This window comes from uncultured Thalassolituus sp., assembly GCF_950066645.1.
GTDB lineage: Bacteria > Pseudomonadota > Gammaproteobacteria > Pseudomonadales > Oceanobacteraceae > Thalassolituus.
Window position 1 is genome coordinate 1 of the sequence record NZ_CATMFB010000013.1, and the last position, 24,362, is coordinate 24,362.

At 50.3% G+C, this 24,362-nt stretch carries 22 protein-coding genes; 14 read left to right on the plus strand and 8 right to left on the minus strand.

Translation table 11 applies throughout. The annotated features are described in order from the left end of the window. Positions 1-880: 880 nt before the first annotated feature. The 3 genes from Q1L85_RS12395 to Q1L85_RS12405 all read left to right on the plus strand — a co-directional run bounded on the left by Q1L85_RS12395 (position 881) and on the right by Q1L85_RS12405 (position 4,625). Complete coding sequence (locus Q1L85_RS12395) at positions 881-2,008, plus strand: ferredoxin reductase (protein WP_300427459.1); 1,128 nt, start codon at positions 881-883, stop codon at positions 2,006-2,008. 14 nt (positions 2,009-2,022) lie between these two features. After that, positions 2,023-3,135 (plus strand): acyl-CoA desaturase, encoded by a 1,113-nt coding sequence (locus Q1L85_RS12400; RefSeq protein ID WP_300427457.1) that lies wholly within the window; start codon positions 2,023-2,025, stop codon positions 3,133-3,135. 368 nt (positions 3,136-3,503) lie between these two features. Further along, positions 3,504-4,625 carry an acyl-CoA desaturase gene (locus tag Q1L85_RS12405; protein WP_300427456.1) on the plus strand — a complete coding sequence of 374 codons (1,122 nt, stop codon included), beginning with the start codon at positions 3,504-3,506 and terminating at the stop codon, positions 4,623-4,625. A gap of 93 nt (positions 4,626-4,718) precedes the next feature. Here the strand turns inward: Q1L85_RS12405 and Q1L85_RS12410 are convergent, their stop codons facing one another. Continuing rightward, positions 4,719-5,474: an enoyl-CoA hydratase/isomerase family protein gene (locus Q1L85_RS12410; RefSeq protein ID WP_300427455.1), complete on the minus strand. Its 756-nt coding sequence runs from the start codon at positions 5,472-5,474 to the stop codon at positions 4,719-4,721. A 416-nt stretch (positions 5,475-5,890) separates the two neighbouring features. Between Q1L85_RS12410 and Q1L85_RS12415 the strand changes: the two genes are divergently transcribed. From Q1L85_RS12415 to Q1L85_RS12445, 7 genes are all read left to right on the plus strand, one after another. Next, entirely contained in the window at positions 5,891-6,562 is a 672-nt protein-coding gene (locus Q1L85_RS12415) for a hypothetical protein (RefSeq protein ID WP_300427453.1), read from the plus strand. A 154-nt stretch (positions 6,563-6,716) separates the two neighbouring features. Beyond that, positions 6,717-7,307 (plus strand): DUF262 domain-containing protein, encoded by a 591-nt coding sequence (locus Q1L85_RS12420; protein ID WP_300427452.1) that lies wholly within the window; start codon positions 6,717-6,719, stop codon positions 7,305-7,307. A gap of 186 nt (positions 7,308-7,493) precedes the next feature. Further along, a complete protein-coding gene (locus tag Q1L85_RS12425) occupies positions 7,494-7,901 on the plus strand; it encodes a hypothetical protein (protein WP_300427451.1) in 408 nt (135 codons plus the stop codon). Next, positions 7,898-9,112 (plus strand): ATP-dependent endonuclease, encoded by a 1,215-nt coding sequence (locus Q1L85_RS12430; RefSeq protein WP_300427449.1) that lies wholly within the window; start codon positions 7,898-7,900, stop codon positions 9,110-9,112. Before Q1L85_RS12425 ends, Q1L85_RS12430 begins: the two co-directional genes overlap by 4 nt. Before the next feature lie 54 nt (positions 9,113-9,166). Beyond that, positions 9,167-9,352 (plus strand): hypothetical protein, encoded by a 186-nt coding sequence (locus tag Q1L85_RS12435; RefSeq protein WP_300427448.1) that lies wholly within the window; start codon positions 9,167-9,169, stop codon positions 9,350-9,352. Positions 9,353-9,612: 260 nt separating this feature from the next. Next, the gene (locus Q1L85_RS12440; RefSeq protein ID WP_300427447.1) at positions 9,613-10,359 is read left to right on the plus strand and encodes a hypothetical protein; all 747 of its coding nucleotides are present in this window, start codon (positions 9,613-9,615) and stop codon (positions 10,357-10,359) included. A gap of 46 nt (positions 10,360-10,405) precedes the next feature. Continuing rightward, positions 10,406-11,059, plus strand: a complete 654-nt coding sequence (locus Q1L85_RS12445; protein ID WP_300427446.1) for a hypothetical protein — start codon at positions 10,406-10,408, stop codon at positions 11,057-11,059. A gap of 58 nt (positions 11,060-11,117) precedes the next feature. On the opposite strand, the gene Q1L85_RS12450 is transcribed toward Q1L85_RS12445, so the two are convergent. From Q1L85_RS12450 to Q1L85_RS12460, 3 genes are read right to left on the minus strand one after another with little or no spacing between them, the layout of a single operon-like run. Then, on the minus strand, positions 11,118-12,101 hold the full coding sequence (locus Q1L85_RS12450; protein ID WP_300433307.1) for an NAD(P)-dependent alcohol dehydrogenase: 984 nt from the start codon (positions 12,099-12,101) through the stop codon (positions 11,118-11,120). A gap of 27 nt (positions 12,102-12,128) precedes the next feature. Further along, entirely contained in the window at positions 12,129-12,344 is a 216-nt protein-coding gene (locus tag Q1L85_RS12455) for a hypothetical protein (protein WP_300427444.1), read from the minus strand. A gap of 3 nt (positions 12,345-12,347) precedes the next feature. After that, a complete protein-coding gene (locus Q1L85_RS12460; protein WP_300427443.1) occupies positions 12,348-12,926 on the minus strand; it encodes an outer membrane protein in 579 nt (192 codons plus the stop codon). A gap of 146 nt (positions 12,927-13,072) precedes the next feature. Between Q1L85_RS12460 and Q1L85_RS12465 the strand changes: the two genes are divergently transcribed. Continuing rightward, complete coding sequence (locus Q1L85_RS12465) at positions 13,073-13,567, plus strand: AAA family ATPase (RefSeq protein ID WP_300427441.1); 495 nt, start codon at positions 13,073-13,075, stop codon at positions 13,565-13,567. 37 nt (positions 13,568-13,604) lie between these two features. Here the strand turns inward: Q1L85_RS12465 and Q1L85_RS12470 are convergent, their stop codons facing one another. After that, entirely contained in the window at positions 13,605-16,274 is a 2,670-nt protein-coding gene (locus Q1L85_RS12470) for a LuxR C-terminal-related transcriptional regulator (RefSeq protein WP_300427440.1), read from the minus strand. Positions 16,275-16,400: 126 nt separating this feature from the next. Next, positions 16,401-17,876, minus strand: coding sequence for a DEAD/DEAH box helicase (locus Q1L85_RS12475; protein WP_300433355.1), 1,476 nt, complete (start codon positions 17,874-17,876; stop codon positions 16,401-16,403). A gap of 258 nt (positions 17,877-18,134) precedes the next feature. On the opposite strand from Q1L85_RS12475, the gene Q1L85_RS12480 reads away from it, so the two are divergent. The 3 genes from Q1L85_RS12480 to Q1L85_RS12490 are packed head-to-tail and all read left to right on the plus strand — an operon-like array spanning position 18,135 to position 20,058. After that, the gene (locus Q1L85_RS12480; protein ID WP_300427301.1) at positions 18,135-18,713 is read left to right on the plus strand and encodes a LemA family protein; all 579 of its coding nucleotides are present in this window, start codon (positions 18,135-18,137) and stop codon (positions 18,711-18,713) included. A 38-nt stretch (positions 18,714-18,751) separates the two neighbouring features. Continuing rightward, positions 18,752-19,444 carry a TPM domain-containing protein gene (locus tag Q1L85_RS12485; RefSeq protein WP_300427302.1) on the plus strand — a complete coding sequence of 231 codons (693 nt, stop codon included), beginning with the start codon at positions 18,752-18,754 and terminating at the stop codon, positions 19,442-19,444. Then, positions 19,444-20,058 (plus strand): TPM domain-containing protein, encoded by a 615-nt coding sequence (locus tag Q1L85_RS12490; protein WP_300427304.1) that lies wholly within the window; start codon positions 19,444-19,446, stop codon positions 20,056-20,058. The genes Q1L85_RS12485 and Q1L85_RS12490 overlap by 1 nt, the downstream gene beginning before the upstream one ends. Before the next feature lie 52 nt (positions 20,059-20,110). On the opposite strand, the gene uca is transcribed toward Q1L85_RS12490, so the two are convergent. Both uca and Q1L85_RS12500 read right to left on the minus strand, forming a co-directional pair. Continuing rightward, on the minus strand, positions 20,111-23,719 hold the full coding sequence (gene uca, locus Q1L85_RS12495; RefSeq protein WP_300427305.1) for an urea carboxylase: 3,609 nt from the start codon (positions 23,717-23,719) through the stop codon (positions 20,111-20,113). A 2-nt stretch (positions 23,720-23,721) separates the two neighbouring features. After that, the gene (locus Q1L85_RS12500; RefSeq protein WP_300427307.1) at positions 23,722-24,360 is read right to left on the minus strand and encodes an urea amidolyase associated protein UAAP2; all 639 of its coding nucleotides are present in this window, start codon (positions 24,358-24,360) and stop codon (positions 23,722-23,724) included. Between the last annotated feature and the right edge of the window lie 2 nt (positions 24,361-24,362).

A 24,362-nucleotide genomic window follows, 5' to 3' on the forward strand; every position in this document is an offset into this window, starting at 1 on the left:
GCTAAGAACACTTCTAACCAGTTCTCTTAAGATCTGATTAGTTGTTCTTAAAGAAGCGGCCTACGGGCCGCTTTTTTTGTGCCTGTGTTTTTGTAACTGAGCAAAGAATGTCTTTGCGGTCGACGACCACAAAGCCATGTAAGAAAAGCGTTGCTGGTGGGAACGCTCTGAAAGCCGGTGGTGCTAAGAACACTTCTAACCAGTTCTCTTAAGATCTGATTAGTTGTTCTTAAAGAAGCGGCCTACGGGCCGCTTTTTTGTGCCTGTGATTCCAGGAATTACGCTGGATTTCCACTTTCGTGGAAATGACACACAGGCGTATGTCTTCCTCGCGAACGCGGGGACCCAGCGTCGTGATTTTTAAAGAAATCTCTTTCAGTTTTATCCGGCCACTTTTCGGTTCCGTCGCAATCTCAGTAAGGAAAACATCGGACTAAGAGTGTAAAGACAGGTTAATGCTGTCTCCAGATGGCTATGACAGGTACGGTCGGTTGGGGTAAACTGGCTGAACGTTGCCAGTATGGCCGGAAATGCGGCAGTACTTGTCCCTGCTTTTCATACAAAGCGGTAAAAGTGTCCAGAAACTGGCTCCATTATATTAATAAGAATAAAAACATTATTTCCCTACAGGAAATAAAATTCAGGTATTCTCCTGATCTGAAGCAATAACACCCATTGAGAATGCGCGCAGGATATTGATTTATAAGGATTTTGTGGTGCTACTGGGCTGTCTGTAAATAGTCGGCCCAATAGTTGCTGTTGATCCCCGTAGTTCAGGTGGCCCTCGTCGTCAATAGACTTTTGGTCATGCTTCGTTAACACTGCGCCGGTATTAATCAATGTACAGAAAGCGCATTCTCACAAGAAAAGAAGAAAAATTATGAGCCAATCAGAGATTACAACTCAGTCAGATTCTGCGCTCGGTCGTGCCCGTGAATGGCTGGCCCGCAGCCTGACTCAGGAAAAGCAGATGGCTGCTTACGTGGAGCCTCTCATCCAGGTTGTTATGCCAGGCTGGCAGACCGACGCGATCCGTTCAAAGGTCGTGCAGATGCGTCCGGAGACTGACGATGTGTACACCCTGGTGATTCGTCCGGGCAAGCGCTGGAAGGGCTTCGTTGCCGGTCAGCACCTGCGGATCACGGCTGAGCAGAACGGATCACTGCAGACCCGTTTCTTCAGTGTCTCCAGTTCTCCTGCGCATTACCGCGATTCCGGGCTGATTGAGCTGACCATCCGGGTACAGGATAGTGGGCGTATCACGCCCTGGCTGCGCGATCACTTTGCCGCAGGCGGTATCTGTAATCTCTCAGAAGCCGAAGGCGAATTCACGCTGCCGGCGGGCGCTAAGCCTCTGCTGATGATCGCTGGTGGCAGTGGTATTACTCCTTTCCGCTCCATGCTGAACCAGCTGGCGTCGAATAATGATCCGCGGGACGTCCACCTGCTGTTTTATGTCCGCGACGACAGTAATGCGCTGTTCCGAGAAGAATTCGAGAAAATTGCTGCTGCTCACAGCAATATCCGCGTCACCTTTATGGATGGCGGCAAAGTTGGTGTCGTCTGTGAAGAACACCTGCGTGAGCACTGTCCTGATTTTGAGAATCGCAAAGTGATGATTTGCGGTCCAACGCCTATGATCCAGCTGGCTCGCCAGACGGTCAGGGACCTGGGTGTCAGTGATGACAACATCATGTTCGAATACTTTGGTGCGGCTCCGATTGAGATGGACCGTGGCGATGGCAAAGATGCCTTTGTCAGTTTCGAACGTGCGGGCCAGTCGGCGATTGCCAGAAACGAAAGCCCTGTCAGCCTGCTTGAGCTGGCTGAAGGGGAAGGGCTGAAGCCAACAAGCGGTTGCCGTGTTGGTGTGTGCCATCAGTGCAAATGCACAAAACGGAGTGGTGTGGTGTACAACACACTGACCGGAAAATATTCCGACACCGGACAGGAAGACATTCAGCTCTGCGTGAGTGTTGCTGTTAACGATGTCGTGCTGGATATCTGAGGAGAAAAATAATAATGACTACTCACCTGCCAAGTGCGGATACGCTTGAATCTTTCCGCAAAGAACTGGATGAAATCCGTGATGAAGCCATGGCTAAAGTAGGCCAGGAAGACGCTGATTACATCCGTAAAATTATTCGCGTACAACGTGTTCTCGAGTTTGCCGGACGTGCCGTCATGGTTGCCGGTTTTTACCACTGGATCTGGTGGGTCGTTGGCGTTGTGATGCTGGGTGTGGCTAAAATCCTGGACAACATGGAGATCGGTCACAACGTAATGCACGGTCAGTACGACTGGATGAACGACCCGCACATCAACTCGCGTACCTTTGATTGGGATAACGTGTGCGATGGCGAGTCCTGGCGCCGTACCCACAATTACGAGCACCATACTTACACCAACATTATCGGTAAGGACCGCGACTTCGGTTACGATACCCTGCGCCTGAGTGACGATGTTAAGTGGAAAGGCCATTACCGCTGGCAGTTGCTGCGCATGTTTATTCTGATGATGAGCTTCCAGTGGGCAGTGGCGTATCACGAGCTGTTCGGAGAGCGTATTTTCGTTGGTAAGCGTCGTCCGGAAGGCAAACTGCCGATCTCTCATGCACAGCTGATCAAAGACTTTTTCTCAAAGATCCGTCGTGCGGTATTCCGCGATTACCTGTTCTATCCAGCGGTTGTGGGTATCGTTCTTGGCTGGCCGATGTTTTTTGCCATCCTGGCCGGTAACCTTGTCGCTAACGTACTCCGTAATATCTGGGCCAACATTATTATTTTCTGTGGTCACTTTACTGAGGACGTGCACACTTTCAGCCTGGAAGAATGTGAAAATGAGAGCCGTGGTCAGTGGTACTACCGTCAGATTCTGGGTTCCTCTAACCTGGAAGGCTCAAAGCTTCTGCACATCATGAGTGGGCACCTGAGCCGTCAGGTTGAGCACCACCTGTTCCCGGATATGCCGTCTTATCGTTACGGTGAGGTTGCTGAAAAGGTTCGTGATACCTGTCGTCGACACGGCATTCCGTACAACACAGGGACTCTGTGGGGCCAGTACTCCACTGTGGTGAAGCGCGTAATCAAATACAGCAAGCCGCCTAAAGCACGTCAGGAACTGGCCAACGCCTGATATCTGACGACTGTCTGTAAAAAACGGCACTTTCTCTCCGGAAAGTGCCGTTTTTTTATGGCCAGATATTGCCTTTTCTTAATTGGAACAGGATCAGTTCCATAAGGTAAATAACGACGTAACCCCGTTATTTCTGTTTGAAAACCCCAGAAATTCACTTCTAACTAATTGTTTATAAAGGATATTTGTTAATCTTTATCTTATTCTTTGTTTGAAATCATTAATCAGGAATATTGATGAAAATCTGGAAAAGGTGTCGTTCATAGACAGTCAGGCCATAGCTGTAGACACTCGGGAAAACGTCAGGCCATGGCACGTTAAGTGCAATTTCAGCCTGTCGACACAGTATGTCATTAAGGAGATAGCACGTGACAACTCAGATCCCGAGTGCAGAAACACTGGAGTCTTTCCGTCAGGACCTGGACGAGATCCGCGATACCGCAATGGCCAGAGTAGGTGAAGAAGATGCCCGCTATATCCGCCGCGTTGTCCGGGTGCAGCGGTTACTGGATATCGGAGGCCGATTGACCATGCTGGCGGGCTTCTGGCACTGGAGCTTCTTTATTCTGGGGGCTGTTCTGCTGGGGGTGGCGAAAATCCTGGATAACATGGAAGTCGGCCACAACATCATGCACGGTCAGTACGACTGGATGAATGACCCACACCTTAACGAACGCAACTTCGAGTGGGACAACGTCTGTGATGGACAATCCTGGCGCCGTACACACAATTACGAGCATCACACGTACACCAACATCATCGGCAAAGACCGGGATTTTGGCTATGACCTGCTTCGCCTGAGTGACGATACCCCCTGGAAAAAGCGTTTTAAAAATCAGTTCTTCTGGTATCTCGGGCTGTCTGTCTTTTTTCAGTGGGGCGTTGCCTATCATGAACTGATCGGTGAGCGCGTTTTCTTCGGTAAAAAAACCTCCAGCCGTGAAATGCCTATTTCTAAAAAGCAGCTGGCGAAAGACTTCTTCTCGAAAATCCGCAAAGCCGTGTTCAGAGACTACGTTTTCTATCCGGCGATTGCTGGTGTGCTGCTCGGCTGGCCGGTTTTCTTTGGTGTTTTGCTTGCGCATGTAGGCGCCAACCTGATCCGTAACCTGTGGGCGTCGACCATTATTTTCTGCGGACACTTCACCGAGAATGTTCACACGTTCAGTGAAGCCGAGTGTGAAAATGAAACCCGTGGCCAGTGGTATTACCGCCAGATTCTGGGCTCTTCGAATCTCGAAGGTTCAAAGCTTCTGCATATTATGACTGGCCACCTGAGCCGTCAGGTCGAGCATCATCTGTTCCCGGACATGCCGTCGTACCGCTATAACGAAGTCTCTGCACAAGTGAAAGAGGTATGCCGGAAACATGGTATTCCGTACAACACAGGCAGCCTGTGGGGGCAGTATAAAACTGTGGTACAGCGGGTGTTGAAATACAGCCGTCCAACACCAGAAGAAAAGGCGGCCTTTAAAGCAGCCAGAGCCTGAACTGCAGGCACAAAAAAGCCGCTCAACAGAGCGGCTTTTGAATCTCAAGCGGACAGTAGGGTGGGCATTGCCCACCACATCTGTAAGTGCGTATCACTTACCGCCTTTCAGTACATGCTGAATACGCATCTGAGTCTCTGGCGTGGCCAGCAGAGCAGAGAATGCATCCATCTCCGCCAGTACCGCTGCGTTCAGACGCTCGCGATGGCCTTCCGCGCGGCCCAATGCCTTGATCGCTTTAAGAGAGCCCTGATGATTCTTGAGCAGATCAGCTGCAGTCGCCATCGCTGTTTCAAGCGCTTTACCGTCTTCAACTGCAGCGTTCAGCAGACCCCATTTCTCCGCTTCTGCCGCAGTAAAGAAACGGCCAGTCAGCAGAAGGTCAGCGGCGTTTTTAGGGCCAATGGCCTCTGCCAGCAGAACAGAAGAACCACCTTCGGCGGCAACACCAATCTTCGCGAATGGCAGGCTGTAGCGAATGCTCTTACCGGCAAAGGCCAGATCTGCATGCAGGAGCAGGTTAGCGCCAATGCCGACCGCCACACCTTCCTGAGCCAGAATCAGAGGTTTCTCCAAAGCTGCCAATGTATCGAAGATACCCGCGACGCCCTCACGTACACCCGGCAGGTCACCCTCTGGCAGCAGGTCACGCAGATCGTTACCGGCAGTGAACTTGCCCTCAGCGCCTGTCATGACGACAACAGACACGTCTTTATCAGCATCTGCTTCTTTCAGAGCCGCAATGATGTCTTTGTAGGTCTGAACACGGATGGCATTCAGAACCTTAGGGCGGTTGATAGTGATCACCGCAATGCGGTCGCTCACCTGATAATCAATATCCTGGTACATAGTAGTTCCTGACAGTCGGATCGGAATAGTGGTCAGGATAATGGCAAAGTAGGCCAGTCAGAGCAATGATCGAAATTCACATCTGGATGACTTAAGGTGTCATTTGAGGAGTGTTCACCTTAATGTTTATGTTGGCCCTTATGGATATATGGAGCATTCATGACATTATTCGTTGTACATGATTTGATCAGGGGGTAGGGTCCCAAGAGTATCGAATAGCGTCAGGCTTGATGACAAGTTTATTCGCAAGCCTTTGGCGAAATAACAGATATGCGCGTCTTTCTGGACGGAAGATTTGAGTTATGGATGATTTTTTACTGAGTCAGAGGGTTGTTCTGGAAGCCTCGAAAGAGTGTCCCAGGATAAACGCGCACGCACACTAACGAGCTGTTATAAATACTCACAAGGAACGGAATATGAAATATTTATCTCTAACTCTTCTTCTATTTTCTTCATTTGTTAATGCCTTAACTGTTGAACAAATGCAGAAAGTGTCCGATACAGCTATTTCTGCATGCAGGGGGGGGACTCTATCTGGAGGAGAGAGTTTAATTACGGCATCAGGAAAGGCACAAGTACAATCAAAGCTAATGAAGTATCTCGTAGATATGGGGGCTGAGGGGGATATTAAATTTACTTCTAAAGACTGGGAAGGGATTCAAGCAGTAATACCAACCGACTTTAACCAAGAAGTACATTCATCATGTGTATCAACAATGATTACTTTTTTTACCAGTAAGTTAGAACCATCAAATTACGAGAAAAATAAAGAGGAAAAACATAGAAAATGCATTGCAGCCCTTAGATGTAATGCTAACCAAGTAGAAAGTACTTTAAGTTGCCTTAATGTTGTAGAAGATATGTACCAAGATGACGAACTTACTAAGCAGCAATGTAACAAAGCCCTAGTCTTATGCTACAAATCTCTTAAAAAAGTCAATCAATGTTATACGGGAATTTCAGCTGATAATAGCTTCGGTTCAATTAAAGAATATTGTGAAGAGTTGACAAAATCCCGGCTAAAAGATCATGGAGATAAAGAGTTTGAAAAAGAGCAGGAAAATAAAACTAAAGAGCGTTGTAATTGAGTGTTTATAATAAATTGCTCCATAATGGTGCAATAATCTTGACTTGCGCTCTTTTGTCGCTAACTTTAGCCAAGGATTTATTCGCCTCTTAGCAAAGCGGAAGTGGCCCGACAATATCGTAAAATATTAGCGTAAAAAGATTAATGGAAAAACAATGCATTTAACACCGTCAGATCCAGATATAGCTACTTTACATAGAAAAATTAGGCAAGGACGTCTTGATCTTCAGCCAAACTTTCAAAGGGGAGAGGTTTGGGGTAAAGCTAAAAAACAGAGATTAATTGATAGTATTATTAGAGGTTGGCACATCCCTCCTATTCATGTCATTCAAGTCCCTAATAGTGACAAACAAGAAGTTCTTGACGGACAACAGCGCTTAGCGGCCATACGTGATTTTTTGGAAGGTGAATACACTATTAACGGGAACTTAGATCCTGTTGAAAAGCATATAATGGAACTAGATGGGCTTTCGTGGGATGAGCTTCCTGACGAAGTTGCCGGTAAAATAGAAGACTTCACCATTCGTTTGCTAACCATCTCAGACTACAAGCCTGGCGAACCAGGTGAACTTTTCTATCGTTTAAACCAACCGACAAACCTAACCTCAGCAGAACAGAGAAATGCTTACTTCGGGGAAGCTCGTCAGCAGGTCAAAGATTTATCTGAAAGGATGGTTGAGCTCGGCTATAATCGAGAGGTTCTGGGTTTTTCCAATTCAAGGATGGCCTATGACGACGTAATATAAAAATTTTTACTAACACTAGAACTTGGTACGTTAAAGAAAAAAATAACGGCAAATAGCGTTACAGCTCGCTATCGAGATAGTGACGGTTTTGATAGAGATTTAATTCTCGCTACGGAAAAATGTCTAATCAAACTTTTTATTTGCTTAACGCAATTCGACACCGCTGCAAAATTAAATAAAGCTTCAGTGCTTAGCTGGTTGGTATTTATATATAAGTTTAGTAACTCGTTTAGTTCCGATGAGGATCTTAAAAGATTTTTCATAAGATTTGAAAGTATCAAAAGAGAAATTTCAGAATCTAGTGACCTAACTTTATTACCCAAAGGTATTAATAGAGGTGTTGTAAAGAAAATACTGGATGTGTATCTTGACAGAGTTGGCTCTCGGGTTGCTGACACCTCATCTGTGGTCTTAAGAGATATAAGTTTATGGTCGATTTTTGCTGCTTATTTTCCTAGTGTCATAGAGCAAAATTCAGAATATTCTGCCCTACTTGACTCCATCCACCACCTAGCCACGCTTTCACCAACGACCATTACAGAGAAAAATCTTGAAGAAATTGCGGGTAGCCTTGCCTGGGGGCAAACGCTATGACAAGTTTACGTCAAGCTCGAATGGATGATCACTGGAGGAGAGCCTTTGTAAGGACTTACCCTCTATTTTTACAAAATATCGAGTTTACCGAAGGTAAAGTATTTGGTGATACCAAACTAACACTTAAACCTGGTATGAATGCTATTGTCGGGAAAAACGGGATAGGTAAGAGCAATTTTATTAGGGCAATTTATAATTCACTAAGAAGCGATTCCAGCAATAGGCAGAAGTTTTCAAAGCTATTAGATAAAAGCAAGATCAAGTTTGATTTGATTATATCTGGCGAAAGTTGCTCATTTGATCTTAGTCCTTTCGAGAAAAATGAAATTGAACAGGATGTATTATGTTTGCTTTTCGATCCCTGCACACTAATCCCTGAAATACAGAAGCTATTCGTCCAACAAGAAAATTTGGATGAATTGTTAGAAAGCTTTAGCCCCAACAAATTGTCAGATGATGAGTTGAAACTGGCAAACTTCATAACCAATACCGAGTATTCATCTATAGAGATAATTAACATTGAAGATGAGTATGAATCATTCCCAATGTTACCGTTTTTTTCAGTCGCGAGAGGTGGAGTTGAATATGATAGTCGAGACATGGGGCTAGGTGAGTTGTCACTTTTGTACTATTTTTGGATTATCGACTACATTGTAAAATCTAAAAGCAATAGCTTGCTAATCATCGAGGAACCTGAAAGTTTCCTTCCCCCCTTAATTCAAAATAGGCTATGTGATGTCCTGGCGATGACTTTGGCAACTAAGGGAGTCGCGTGTTTAATATCAACACATTCAGAGCATATACTAAGAAAAATACCTAGATCTCATGTGCACATAATGAGCCGGGTATTGAATAAAATACGGTTTTTCAGTGCAGCCTCGGATATTGCGCAGATGGATGTGCTTGGACTCACTGCACCCAAGAAAGGCCTTTTGTTTTATGAAGGTAAGGCCGCATTCCTTTTTGCACACTCACTAATCAAAGCGTCGCCATTATTTGTGTCGGATAGCTTCCTATATCATTGCTCTGGTTCAGAAGGAGATGTTTTGCAAGATCTAAAGCGTTTCCCTGTTGTCCTAGATGATTTTTCGTTTATTGCAGTCTTTGACGGCGATTGTAGAGGCAAGATGGATGATCAGCTCACGGACTTCGAAAACTATATATTCTTACCATCAGCATTATCTCCTGAAGAACACCTTATTTCTTATTAAGGGGGTATAGATATAGTTGATGTTGCTAACTATATAGGAAAGCCAGTTGAGCTTATGAACGCAGCAATTGATGTGGCCGCTGGTTCTGATTGCCACGATTACTTTTTCGAGTTAGCAAGGGTCCTCGCAATATCATATGAAGAGGTATTCTCAAAACTATGTGATTTATGGGTTGGTGATGAGAGTAATAAAGAAAGTGTTAAGGAATTCATTGGTAAACTTGAAACTCTTGCCGCATAAGCTGCTAACAAGCGACTGTAGTTGAAATCTGATCCTACCCCGATTTAACGGACACCAAAGTCAAACTGACGAGGTGTCCAATGCCGAAATACTCTCAGCCGAGAACACCTGACGATATCCAATAAAGTCTCCATTCATAACGGTTCCGCCAATCCGTTGGCCCCGTGCTGGCCGTATGCTATAACTGATCTACTTCGCGCCATTGGCGTCCGACGCATAGATATTGCGCCGGTTATGGAAATCAAAGTAAAGGACTATTCATGCACCCACCCGCGTATCCACATGATGAAATAAAGAGTCTGTATCCAGGCGTGTATCTGCTGCACGGAAGTATTCGCATGGGGCCGGGCATGAGGATGAACCGGAATATGGTCATCCTTAAGAACGGATCGGAGCTGACCTTAGTCAATCCGGTCCGGATGGATGAAAGACGTCTTGCCGAGCTGGACAGGCTTGGTGACGTCAGGCACATATTGAGGTTGGGCGATTTTCATGGCCTTGATGATGCCTTTTACCTTGATCGGTATGGTTGTGAGTTCTGGGCTCAGGAGGGCCAGGCCACCTACAAAGCGCCTGAGCCGACCAGACGTATCTGTTCTTCTTCTGAAAGCCCATACCCTGACTCAGAGTTTTTCATTTTTGAGACGGCCAGCTACCCCGAAGCTGCACTGCTTCTTAAGGAACACAAGTTATTGATCACTACCGACAGTGTGCAGTATCACGCAGACTGGAGTTACTTCAGTTGGTTTACAAAGTTTGTATTTAAACTTCTGGGCTTCAGAATAGGTATGAATATCGGGCCTCCCTGGCTTAAGCGCGTAACCCCAAAGGGTGGTACTTTGCAAACGGATTTTGAAAAACTGCTGGCACTGGATTTCAATTCAGTGGTCGCTGCTCATGGGGCGCATATGGCGACAGGTGCTAAAGAGGCCTTATATGCCGAAGTCAATTCTGTGTTTCATCAGAGCCCGGAGCGAAACCGCCGGGAACCGACGTTACCTCAATAAATTATTCAGATGACTGATCATCGATGACAAATAAGGAAAGAAAGTAATGAAGAGTTTGTATGTCCTGTTGCTGTTGGTCGTAATGACAGGCTGCACAACGGTTAAACACAACGGTCGCGAGACCTTTGTTGAATCCGTAGATTTTCCTGCCTCGGGTGATGTGATGACAGCATCCGTGGGCGAGAATATGGTTCTTAAAGGAACTAAGACGGAAGAGAGCGTGTTGCTGCAGGTTCAGGAGCCCATTAACGGTGCTCTTTATGAGATTCCCGCTATTGAGTACCGTCATCTTGGGTATGACGAACGTCAGGATTTTTATTCTGCTGTCGGGGTCGTCAGAGGCTTGTTGGCCGATCCCGTTCAGGCGCTGTCTCTGAAAAAGTATCAGGGCTCCGAGGTGTGTATCATCACTATTTTTGGCATGAGTGTGTGCTACGAGGGGAAATTTGAGCGGCGCAGGGAGCTTGCCGAGAGCGGCGATAACTTTCAGAAAGCGCTGGTATTCAGTGGGCTCGACGGCGATGAGCTGCGCATTGGGTACAGAGAGTTTGAGGGGGATGCAGTGGTTCAGTCGGCAGACGATGAGGCCCGGTTTAATCTGGCTTCGTCAGATACCATTGAGTACAAAGGCGCTGTGCTTGAAGTGCTTAAAGCCAGTGACAATAGCATTACTTATAAAGTACTTCGCAGCTTCGATTGAGGCAGGCCGGGAACTGCCCATTAGAGAGCTGGTGCTGTTCCCGGTGAATAAAATGCAACTAGTCCGGATCTGACACCCGGACGACCACACTGCCGTGCTTTCCCGGTTTATCCATTACCTGATGGGCGTCACGAATATCTGTCAGCGGAAAACTCGCGTGAATGACCGGCTGAAAGTTACCCTGGCGCGCGAGATTTGCTAATGCGGTAACGTCAGCGATGTCTTCGCGGGCGGTACCGGTAATTTCCCGGCGGCCTTCACGATCTTTATGCAGAAAGGAAAGTAGGGTGTCGTTCATATCTGCGACGACTCTGAGCAGGCGCCCATTGGGCTTCAGGGTACGTTTGCTGTCTTTCCAGCGGGCATTGCCTACCGTGTCGAGAATAATATCCCAGCGGTGGGTGTAGTCGCGGAAGTCTTCGGTCTCGTAGTTTATGACGTGATCCGCCCCTAGTGCTCTGACTGCGCGGGTAGAGTGATAGCTGCAGACTGCGGTCACGGTCGCACCGGCTTGCCTGGCCAGCTGAATCGCGGCGCTTCCAACGGTGCCAGTCGCACCATTAATCAGTACATGCTCACCTGCACTCAGCTTGCCTTTGTGAAACAGAAAGTCGAGTGCTGCTGTCCCTCCAAAACATAACGCAGCTGCCTGCTCCCAGGTGAGGTTGTCGGGTTTTCTGACGATCAGGGCATTCTCTGGCAGAACAACATATTCGGCATGGGCACCCAGGCGAATGCCTGTCATCGCAATCACGTGATCACCGGGGTTAAATTGTGTGACGCTCTTTCCTGTCCGTTCGACTACTCCGGCCAACTCAGAGCCCAGCACTGGCTGGCGCGGGCGGAAGAAGCCAAAGAAGAGCCGGACGATGACGCCGAAACCCGTTGGCACGTTAAGGCTGCGGATTCTCCAGTCGGCGGAATTCACGCAGGTGGTAATAACGCGGATCTGTACATCGTTATCCCCGGGGTGTGGTGTGGGGCGCTCTTCGAGTGTGACGACGTCGGGCCCTCCGTAGTTGCGGCATACTGCTGCTTTCATAACATTCTCCTGATGTGTGGTGATCATTCAGTTCTTTAAGCGCGCCAGTGTGTTCAGTATCAGGCCATGATCACGAATCTGACGAAGCAGACCAAGCAGTTCGGACTGATCGCGAATAGTGATATCGAGCGTAATCACAGTGCCTGACGTCTGTACTCTGGCGACATGGTTCTGAAGAAAATGGAAGGGCCCGGCGGCCGGGCCTTCCAGTTCTAACCGGTAGCACTCTGCTGCGGCACTCATGGCTCACCAGTGATAGCCAAGGCTAAGGCCTGTTGTCGTGCCAGACAGATCGATGTCTGAATTATCCAGAGTCACTTCACCATCGACGTAGCGGATGTCTGCACCGACGGTGACAGACTCGCCGAGGGAATAGTAGGTACCGACACTGACCCAGAACGACGTTGTCTGGTCTTCTTCATTTTCAGAAACAGAGCCAACTCTGCTTTTCTGCTCGGCGTTAATCAGGGCAATTCCGCCACCCAAATAGGGTTGGAACCCGGTGTCATAGTCGAATACTTTGCGCAGGCCGAGGTGAGCTTCGGCAGTGTAGGTTTCGTACTTATCACCACCGGTTTTTCGCTCGCTACCGGTACCGTACAGATCGAGAGCAATACTTACCGGCCAGCTCTGTCTGCGAACGTCGGTCAGTATGGCGATGGCACCGTGCTCATCGTTTTTTGCCCAGTCGTCTTCTGCGATTGGCTTAGAGCCGAGTAGCAGGCTGGTGTGGCCTGTCCAGTCATCAGCGTGCGCATTGGCTGTAACAACGGAGGCGGTCATCAGCGCGGTGGTCAGGAGTGTTGCTGGCATAGCAGTTTTCATCGTGTTTTACCTTCTCTGGTTGTGTTGGGAACGATGAGAAGGTTACGGTGTGGACGGGGTCGCCACATCACATCATGATGTGATTCTGCGATGTGATCATGTGAGTATGCTGATCAACCAAATAAAACATGGAGAGCACGATGCCTGTGGCAAACGACAGACGGGTTGTGATATTCGGCAACTCCGGATCAGGTAAATCGACGTTGGCACATCACCTTGCGGAGGCAGAAGGTCTGGAGCATCTGGATCTGGATACGCTGGCCTGGTCGCTGACGGATATGCCTCCCGAGCGTAAGCCTCTGGGAGAGTCGCAGGCAGAAATGCAGGCTTTTCTCGATAATCATTCTGCCTGGGTTATCGAAGGCTGCTATGCCGATCTGCTCGACTACGTACTGCCTGCATCCACTGACATTATTTATATGAATCTGCCGGTAGAAGCGTGCGTAGCAAATGCAAAAGCACGTCCCTGGGAGCCCCACAAATATGCGTCTCAGGAGGCTCAGAATGCCAATCTCGATATGCTGATTAATTGGATCAGGCAGTACGACGACCGCGACGATGTTTTTTCGCGGAAGGCACACGAACGCCTGTTTGAGACCTATGAGGGAGACAAGACGGTTTACACCAGTAACCGTCGGTGAGCACAGAGGGGAGCGCAGCGGAATCAGCCAGGATCTGTCAGAGCAGGGCCAGTTCTTCCGCGCGTCTCAGTGCTGCACGGCGGGTGTTTACTCCCAGCTTGCTGTAAATATTCTTACTGTGGGTTCTGAGCGTATTGAGTGACACAAACAGGCTGGCTGCGATTTCCGGGCCGGTCATGTTGCTGTCGAGCGCCCGCAGCACATCCAGTTCCCGCTCTGACAGTGCTTCCAGCAGAGGCTCCGCCGATGTTGTGTGTCTTTTCGTTGGCACTGGGGGATGAGACGGCTGATCGTTCAGCCACAGTGCTTTCAGCCACGAGGGAGCACTGCGGGAATAGTCACTTTCTTTGATCCACCGGTTTATTGATGGCAGTTCATAAATAAACACACCTGCATTTTGTTCTGCAGCGGGGGAGGTGAATGCGGCATCCAGATAGTGACGGGCATTCGTAGTATTCCCTTGCAGGTGAGAAACATAGGCCGCGATTAACAGCACTTCTGGCAACATGCCGGGCCGGGGGTTTTCTTCCAGAGCGATCATTTTCTCCAACAGCGTCATTATCTCTGACAGGCTGCTGTGTGTATTTTCTAGTCCGGCAGTGGCAATTTCGATCTGAACCAGCGTCAGTAATGAAAATACATTCAGGACATGAGGCTCGTCACTCAGAGAAAGCTCACAATGGTTTGCCCAATGCTGTGCCGCCTGCAGATTGCCGGCTGCCAGCTCGAGTCGTGCCCGCCGGGCTTCTAGGGGCTCAAACTCAGGTGTTGGGTTGGGAATACGAAGGCTCCCGGCTTCGTCCATTAAATCCAGCGCGTCGCGGAAATTGCCATGTCTGGATTCAAGCATGGCTTTGACTATGTACCAGTGATGAGCCGTCTCCATCAGTCGTGACTGCTCGCCCAGTGCCTGAGCGTGTTGAAGGTGTTGATGCGCCTGTACGTTATCACCCCGTCGAAGAGCAGCAACCGCCAGCGTCACGTAGATATCTGCGCTTCCCTGTGGGGCTAGTGGATACGGAGCAATCATTTTCAGTGCCCGCTCGCACAGCCTGATGGCTTCAGGTGTCTGCCCCTGCATCATGCGGATACTGGCGAGCAGAAATACAGAACTGACCGCGCCACTGATCTCGTTGTCGCGGCGCATTGCCTCATAGCCAGATTGTACCGCTTGTGATGCGCCTTCGATGTTGCCGCTTCCCCACAGTACAAACCCTTTCAGGATGTCAGCGGCGCCACGCCATGTCTGTTCAGATTCAGGCAGCAGAGATAAAGCTTGGTCGGCGTGGGAAATAATACCTGCGAAATCGCCCGTTGCGCCTGCGACATAGGCCCGGCAGATAGAGAGTATGCCTGCCAGTGCTGCATTAGTTGGATTCTCAGCGGTGGCTTGTTCGGCATAGCACATCCACTGTTGTGCTGATTGTGGATCGTAAGAAATGAGTGCCAGAGTATAGTAAGTCGCAATGACCGGATGGCGGCTGGCTACGTTTTCGGGGAGCGATTTTACCCACTGAATAAAGGTTGCTTCCGGTTCTGACTTTCTTAATGTCGGCCAGCTTTGGGCAATATAGTCGGCCGCCAGAGAGTACTCTTCAGCAAGCAGTGCATGCTGAATCGCCTCATGCGTTTCGCCCTGAGTGTGAAACCATTGACTCGCGCGGGCATGAAGCGCGGCGGTATCGATATTATTGTGCTTCGCCTGGCTGCGCAGAACATCGGCAAACAGGTGGTGATAACGATACCAGTGCCGATTTTCATCCAGTGCAATCAGAAAGAGGTTCTGCGCTTCTATATTTCGCAGAAGTTCTGCACTGTTGTTGATGCCGGTTATTGCATCACACAGATCAGAATTAAAACGTGCGGCGATCGAGGTCTTCAGCAGAAATTGTTGAATGTCTTCGCTCTGCGAGTTCAGTACTTCCTCGGCCAGGTAGTCGATAACAAACCGGTGACTGCCGGTAAACGACCGAATAAACGCATCCTGGTCAGTGGTGTTTTTTAATGACAGTGCGGCCAGTTGCAGCCCCGCGATCCAACCTTCTGTTTTATTTTCCAGCGCGTCGATCTGTGCTGAACTGAGCGAAGAAGTCATCACCGTACTGAAGAATCCTCCGGTCTCTTCTGAGGTGAATCTCAGGTCGTCCGCGCGGATTTCTGACAGTTCTCCTCGAACCCGCATCCGCGCCAGCGGTAAGGCCGGGTCTTCGCGTGTCGTGACCACCCAATGAACTGTCTCCGGAAGGTGTTCGAGCAGGAAACTGAATGCCTCGTCGGCGGCCTGCGAATCCAGCTGGTGGTAATCGTCGAGAACAATAACAACGTCTGTTGAGCGCGTGCCGTCGGGTGGGGTGGTCAGCTCCTGCAGCAGTGCTGTCAGTACGGATTCCAGCGTCGGCTGGCCGCTCGCGAGAATCGCTGCCGTCGCATTGACGGACGCAGGTAATGCCTTATTTAACGCTGCCACGATGCCTGCAAGAAACTTGAGAGGTTCTGCGTCATTCGCGTCGAGAGACAACCAGGCTACCGGTTGACTGCAGCCCTCAATCATCTGACTTGCGAGCGTTGTCTTTCCAAAGCCCGCAGGCGCAGATACCAGGGTCAGGCGCTTCTGCAGCAGCGATACCTTGTGGACGAATCGATCACGTTGCAGTGCCGCTGTGTGGCGCGGTGCATGTAGCTTGGTAGGGATTACTGAAAGAGGCATCGCCAGTCCCGGGCTGCTCGGAGTGTCCGAGGATAACAGAGCGAGGCGAGTGGAGAAAATTTAACGGAGGAATCAGAGCCCAGAGAACAACGTTTCCCTGGGCTCTGATCGGAGCAGCGGGCTTAATCAGGCTTCCTGAGCTTTGCGGCGCTGGCTGCGACGAAGCTTGGTTTTAGGTGCGTCAGCAGGCTTGTTTGAATTACCTTCATTTGCTGGCTTACGGCTCAGAGTCTGGCGGTCTGCGTTGGGTCTGTCACCGGTTTGTGAGCTTGCTGCACGCTTTTGCGGGTGCGATTGCTTAGCTTTAGGAGCGTTAGCCTTCTGCTGCGGTTTACGCGCTCTCGCTGTATCCGCCTGACGAGGTTTTTCGTCGCAGGAGGATGACGATTGAGAGAACTCTTTGGGTTTCTTCGGCTTCTTAGGTTTTTTACTTTTTACCGGCAGAAGACGACGTGACTCTGGCAGCGGGGCCTGAGGTCTGAAGCCTTCCACATCTTCACGCTCGATATGTTGCTGGATAAGACGTTCGATGCCCTGCAGGTCGTCGAATTCGTCGGCCGTGACCAGAGAAATGGCGTGACCTTTCATCCCAGCACGCCCGGTACGTCCGATACGATGCACGTAATCCGCCGGGACATTAGGCAGGTCAAAATTAACGACCTGTGGCAGCTGGTGGATATCAATTCCGCGGGCGGCAATGTCCGTCGCGACGAGCAGGGTGATCTTTCCGTCTTTAAAGTCGGCCAGCGCTTTTGTGCGTTGATTCTGGCTTTTGTTGCCATGAATTGCCGCAGCTGTGATGCCATCGGCTTCTAACAGGCGTACGAGCTTGTTGGCACCGTGCTTGGTGCGGCTGAAGACGAGCGCCTGCTCCCATTTTTCTGATTTGCACAGGTGCGACAGCAGTTTGGCTTTCTTTGATTTGTCCACAGGGTGCAGTTTGTGCTCGATTGTGGCGTTGGTGGTGTTTTCCTTCGCGACGCTGACTTCGGCGGCGTTATTCAGCAGACCATGCGCCAGTGTACGGATTTCATCAGAGAAGGTTGCAGAGAACAGCAGGTTCTGACGCTTAGCTGGCAGAATTCTGAGTATCCGTTTGATGTCATGAATAAAGCCCATATCCAGCATACGGTCGGCTTCGTCCAGCACCAGTATTTCCAGCTCATCAAATTTGATTGCATTCTGGCTGTGCAGATCCAACAGGCGGCCAGGCGTCGCGACCAGAATTTCACTGCCACTGCGGAGTTTCTGCATCTGTGGATTGATTTTTACACCACCGAAAACAACATTTGAACGCAGCTTGGTGTGTTTGCTGTACAGCTGGGCGTTATCAAGTATCTGGGCTGCCAGCTCACGGGTGGGGGTCAGAACCAGCGCTTTAACCCGATTGCCGGAGGCCCGTGGAGACTCCAGCAGTTTGTGAATAATAGGCAGCGTAAAGGCGGCCGTTTTGCCTGTACCGGTTTGTGCAGACGCGAGCAGGTCGCGGCCTTCCAGTACCACAGGGATGGCCTGCGCCTGAATAGGCGATGGTGTGGTATAGCCTTTTTCGGCAACCGCGCGGGCAATAGGCTCCGCCAGAGCCATGTCTTTGAAAGTAATAGACATACAGATCCTGAAGGTCCGTCAGAAACGGGCCTGAATAATTCGACAATGGTAATCAGAAGGGCAGGGAGCACCTGCGATACATCTGAAGCCTGATTGCGGCACTCAGATGTTGTGGCGATGCATGAGAGCAAGGCGGGCAACAGACGATGACGCAGCGCCAGTGTTGGCGCGCCAGAAGTGTAACACCAACTACTTCTGTTTTCCTCCTGAAGCGTTACACTGCTACGCAAAAGACAGATAAGGAATACTTTGATGCGTATCTTGATGATACTTCTGATGGTCAGCACGCTCAGCGCCTGTGGAATCAACAACATCCCTACGTACGATGAGCGGGTCACCAGCGCCTGGGCGCAGGTGGAAAACCAGTATCAGCGCAGAGCAGATCTGGTGCCGAACCTGGTCGCTACCGTCAAAGGATTTGCGGCGCAGGAGCAGGAAACCCTGACAGCCGTCGTAGAGGCAAGGGCAAAAGCGACATCTGTGCGGCTGGATGCCTCAATGCTCGATGATCCGGAAGCACTGGCGCGGTATCAGGAAGCCCAGGGGTCTCTGGAGAGAGCACTGGGGAGGTTGCTGATGGTGACAGAGAATTACCCGGACCTGAAATCGAATGCGAATTTCCTGGCTCTGCAATCGCAGCTTGAAGGCACCGAGAACCGTATTGCCGTTGCGCGTCGTGATTTTATTCAGGCGGTACAGGCCTACAACACAGAAATCCGTACCTTTCCCGGAAAGATCTGGCACTCGCTTCTTTATAGTGACCTTCAGGTGAAAGAAAGTTTTAAAGCGACTGCTGAAAATGCCGATCAGGCTCCCGTTGTGGAGTTCTGATGATGGCGTCAGTGATAAGGAAGGTCACCTGCTTATTTGTGCTTTTATTCTGTGCGCAGGTAAATGCGGATATTGCATTTCCTGAGCTGACCGGCAGGATTGTAGACACTGCAGGGATGATGCAGCACACCTATCGGTCTCAGCTCAACCGCACGTTAAAAGAGCACGAAACTGTGACAGGGAATCAGGTTGTCGTACTGACCATAAAGTCTCTGGAAGGTTATAGCATCGAAGAGTATGGCTATCAGCTAGGACGGCACTGGGGGATAGGCCAGAAAGGCCGGGACAACGGTGTCATTCTTATTGTCGCGAAGAACGACAGAAAAATCCGCATCGAGGTTGGTTACGGGTTGGAGGGCCAACTGACGGACGCGATTGCCGGAAATATTATCCGTACACAGATATCACCACTTTTTAAACGCGGGCAATTTGATCGGGGTATTTCAAAGGGTGTTGATTCTATTCTTGAAGCCTTAGAGGGCAGCTATGTCGCTGGGGAAAGCACGGGAAGCAGTGGTAAGAACAAGTTCCTGTTGTTTATCTTCTTCGGTCTGGCTCTGTTTATTTTCGTCGCCAGCTTTTTTGATGGCGGAGGTGGGTCTTCTTCCCGCGGAAGATACTATGGCGGTGCAGCGGGTTATGGAGGATTCGGCAGTGGAGGTTTTGGCGGCGGCGGTTTCAGCGGCGGCGGCGGTGGTTTTGGTGGCGGCGGCGCTTCAGGGGGTTGGTAATGGCGTTCTTAACTGAGCAGCAACTGAATCAGTTGGCAGAGACGGTGCGTGCCGTAGAAAAAGTGACCGACGCTGAGCTGGTAACAGTACTTGCGCGGGCTTCAGATAACTATGGATTTATTCCAACTCTATGGGCAGCGATACTGGCCTTACTCACTCCTGCCGTACTGTTGATGACGCCGTTCTGGTTACACGGAATCGAGCTGTTTCTGTTGCAGAGTGCAGTGTTTGTGGCGTTGGCTTTGATCTTCCGGTTGCCGTTCATCCGGTACCGGTTGGTCCCCGGGCGTATCAGAAAGTCCCGTGCTTTTATGATGGCGCGGAGAATGTTTCTGGACCAGGGACTTCATCATACGAAGAAAGATACAGGCATTCTTATCTTTGTTTCTGAGGCGGAACATTACGTCGAAATTCTCGTCGACCGTGGTATTTCGCAGCACGTTGATGACTCGGAGTGGCAGAAAATTATTGATCAGTTCGTCGTGAAGGTGAAGGCAGGCGCCGTTCTGGAGGGTTTTGAGGAATGTATCGCCAGTGTTGCGGACATTGTCCGTGACGTTGTACCGGCGACAGAAGAGAAAAATGAGCTTCCTGATCGTCTCATCGTTATTTAACAACGGCCCGGTGTAACTGCTGCCCCGAAGGGCAGCGGTTTCTGCGAGATGGTTATTCCAGAATCACCAGCAGGTGACCGGGTGCAACGCCTTTACCTGCCTCGCGGAGCACTTCCTTAACGGTGCCTTGTGTGTGCGCCGTGATTTCTATTTCCATCTTCATAGACTCCAGAATCATCAGCGGTTGTGCGGCGGTGACTTTCTGCCCGGGTGTGACGAGTACCTGCCAGACGTTTCCGGACACATGACTTTCGACGGCGGTTTCTCCGGGTTCCAGAATGCGCTCTTCGGTGTCTTCGATGGCGCCGGTGTCCGATTCAAACCGCAATAGTCCTTTGGCTTTCCAGTCTTCGAGTTCGGTCTGAAAAGCTTTTTGCCGGTGAGTCTGAAATTCGGAGATGCTGGTGGCGTGATCAGAAAGAAACTGTTCGTAATCTTCAAGGCTGAAAGTGTCTTCTTCAATTCTGATCGGGTACTGCCCATGAGGAAACTGCTCACGTATGTCGGTGAGGTCATCATGGCTGACTTCGTAAAAACGAATTTTATCGAAGAAGCGCAGTAGCCAGGGCTGAGTGAATTCTCTGGTCTGCTTGTAACGGTTCCACATCTGCAGTGTACGACCGACAAACTGATAGCCGCCGGGTCCTTCCATACCGTACACACACATATAGGCACCGCCGATTCCCACCGAATTCTCTGCGGTCCAGGTACGTGCCGGATTGTACTTGGTGGTCACTAAGCGGTGGCGCGGATCAACCGGCGTTGCCACAGGAGCACCGAGATAGACATCCCCTAAGCCCATCACAAGATAGCTGGCATCGAAAACAATTTTTTTAACGTCGTCGACGGAATCCAGGCCATTAATGCGGCGGATAAACTCAATATTATCCGGACACCAGGGAGCATCGGCACGTACAGATTTTACGTATTTATCAACCGCCTGCTGACAGGCAATGTCGTTCCATGAGAGTGGTAGCCAGACGGTTCTTGAGGGCACTTGTGCATGTTTCAGATCTCCGAGCAGGGCTTCTTCCCTGATCAGTTGTTGCAGGAGATCCTCCTGTCTGAGAGTCAGGCTGTCGTAGTGAATCTGCAATGAACGGATGCCCGGAGTCATTTCGATAATCCCGGGAATCACTTTTTTATTCAGTGACTCCATCAGGGCATGTACGCGGAAACGCAACCGAATATCGAGCTGCAGTGGACCGTATTCAATCAGCAGATAATTATCGCCCGCTGGGCGGTACACGACCCCGGTGGGGTGTTCTGCGGTTGAGACGGTAGTTAAGACAGGAGAGTCAGGTAAATACTTACTTACCCCGACAGGTTCTGGCTTCAGGGTTTCAAGCGATGTCAGCTGAGCCCGTCGTAATTCTGTCGCCGTTTGATGGCTGACAGGGACAAAGCGGATTTTATCACCGGCCTTTAATTGGCCTAGCTTCCAGAGGTCTGCCTGAATGACCGTTACCGGGCAGACGAAGCCACCCAGACTCGGGCCATCTGGCCCAAGAATAACGGGCATATCTCCGGTGAAGTCGACCGCGCCAATGGCGTAAGCATTGTCATGAATATTGGAAGGGTGGAGACCGGCTTCGCCACCGTCATTTCGTGCCCAGTCGGGTTTTGGTCCAATTAACCGGATACCGGTTCTGCTGGAATTAAAATGCACTTCCCAGGCGGCCGCAAAAAACTCGTCAATATCTTTTGGAGTGAAAAAGTCCGGAGCGCCGTGTGGGCCATAGATAACGTGCAGCTGCCATTCATCCGAAATATCGGGGATGAGTGCCGGATCGGCAGTCGGGTGCTGACCCGGTTCGACGTTATCAGAGATATGCAGCACGTCGCCCGGCAATAATGCGCGACCGTTGTGGCCCCCAAACTGACCGAGCGTAAACGTAGAGCGGGAACCTAAATACACTGGGCACTGGATGCCCCCTGCAACACAAAGGTAGGCGCGGGCGCCAGCCCCTGTGACGGTGCCGCAGTCAAGCTGATCACCGGCGGTTACCGGGATCACCTGGTAAAAAGGTATATTTTCTGTGTTGCCTGCTCTGGTGATGGTCGCCGATGTCTGAGCGCCCGTCAGAACGATAAACGTATCCTGTTGAAAAACCAGTACTGGACCTTTCAGAGTAATTTCGAGCCCTGCGCAGTCGTGACTGTTACCAAGCAGCCGATTTCCGAGGCGGAACGCGTACTCATCAAACGGTCCGGAAGGAGGCACGCCAACATCCCAGTGCCCTATGCGGCCGGGTACGTCCTGAATCGTGGTCTGTGTCCCGCCGCTGATGACATCAATGGCCGGATCACGAAACGGCATGCTGTTCAGTTTCTGTGTCCAGACCTTCCCGGACGCCACGTCGGGGTCGCTGAGAATCGCCTGAAGGTAGAGCAAGTTGGTTTCGATTCCGTACAGCTCTGAGTGGCTGAGGGCCTGATGCAGACCAGAGATGGCCGTAGCGCGGTCTTCCGCTGTCACAATCACTTTCGCGAGCATCGGATCGAACAGAGCAGGCACCTGAGTGCCGCTCTCTACCCAGGTGTCGATCCGGATGTTGCTACGGGGCTGGAGGGCTCCGGATGCCCAGTCAACCCGACTCAGAAGGCCGGCACAGGGTTGGAAATTCTTGACCGGATCTTCGGCGTAAATCCTCGCCTGGACACTGTGGCCCCGAGGTGCGCGGGATTGATTCAGGGGTAATTCTTCTCCGGCGCCAAGACGCACCATCCACTCTACGAGATCGACACCGAATACTTCTTCGGTCACGCCATGCTCAACCTGCAGGCGTGTATTTACCTCAAGAAAATAGAAGGATTCGGATGATTCATCGTAGATAAATTCGACGGTTCCGGCACTGCGGTAACCGACGCTTTCGCCAAGTCTTTTTGCTGTTTCATGTAAGGCCGTACGAACGCGCTCAGAAATACCGGGAGCCGGTGTTTCCTCTATGACTTTCTGATTGCGCCGCTGCAGAGAACAGTCGCGTTCGCCGAGTGCTGCGACAGTGCCTTTGCCGTCGCCAAAAATCTGAACTTCAATATGCCGGGCCTTAGCGACGAATTTCTCCAGAAACAGACCGTCATTGGAGAAGTTATTCGCGCTCAGACGTTTTACCGAGTCATAGGCGTGAATTAAATCTGCTTCTGAATGACACAGCTGCATACCGATGCCACCGCCACCGGCGGTGCTCTTGAGCATCACCGGATAACCGATTTTCTGCGCTTCAGACTGTGCTTCATCAAGATCGGTTAACAGTCCTGTACCGGGCAATAGCGGAACCAATGCGGCTTCTGCCAGGGCGCGGGCGCTGTGTTTGAGCCCGAAGTCCTGCATCTGTTGGGCGGTGGGTCCGAGAAATACAATGCCGGCCTGTTCGCAGGCATCTGAAAAGTCCGGATTTTCACTCAGAAAACCGTATCCGGGATGAATCGCTCCAGCACCGGACTGTTTGGCAATCTCGATAATTCTGGCTTGATTCAGGTAAGTGTCGGCCACAGAGCCATCACCTAATGACCAGGCTTCTTCTGCCTGTAGTACGTGCAGTGAGTGCTTATCCTGCTCGTGATAAATCACCACTGGGGTCACGCCGATAGCGCGTAGCGTGCGCATGATGCGTACGGCAATGGCACCCCGGTTTGCAATCAGTACTTTGGAAAACATCTTTACCCCCAGATCAGCACTTCAACAGGCGTTGGATTGTATGCGTTGCATGGATTATTCAGCTGGGGGCAATTGGAAATCAGCACCAGAATATTCATGCGCGCCGTGAGTTCTACGTATTTTCCGGCATCAGAAATGCCGTCTTCGAACGTAAGGCCGCCTTCAGGAGTGACCGGAACGTTCATAAAGAAGTTAATGTTGTGGGTAATGTCGGATTTCGTCAGGCCGAATTCTTCATGCTCATTGATGGCCAGCATCCAACTGTCACGACAGGCGTGCATACATTTTTTCTCAAGGGCATAACGTACGGTGTTGGATTCAGTGGCACAGGCACCGCCGAGCGTGTCGTGGCGACCACAGGTATCGGCGACGATATCGAGCATCGGGTTATCTTCATTAGACATCAGCGTTGTGCCGGCACTCAGATACACGTTGCCCTGATTACGTATTGTGTCCATCGCGCTGTAGCGCTCCGACACATCATCTGCGTTGTAAAAGAGCGTATCTGCCGCCTGGTTTCCCTCCAGGTCGAGAATACGCAGGGTCTGGCCCTTTTCTATTCGATGGAGAAAATAGTCGCCAGCGGGAACGATTTTCCGGAAGCTGGCATTGTCTGGGTTGAGTGTACTTTCTTTAATCATGA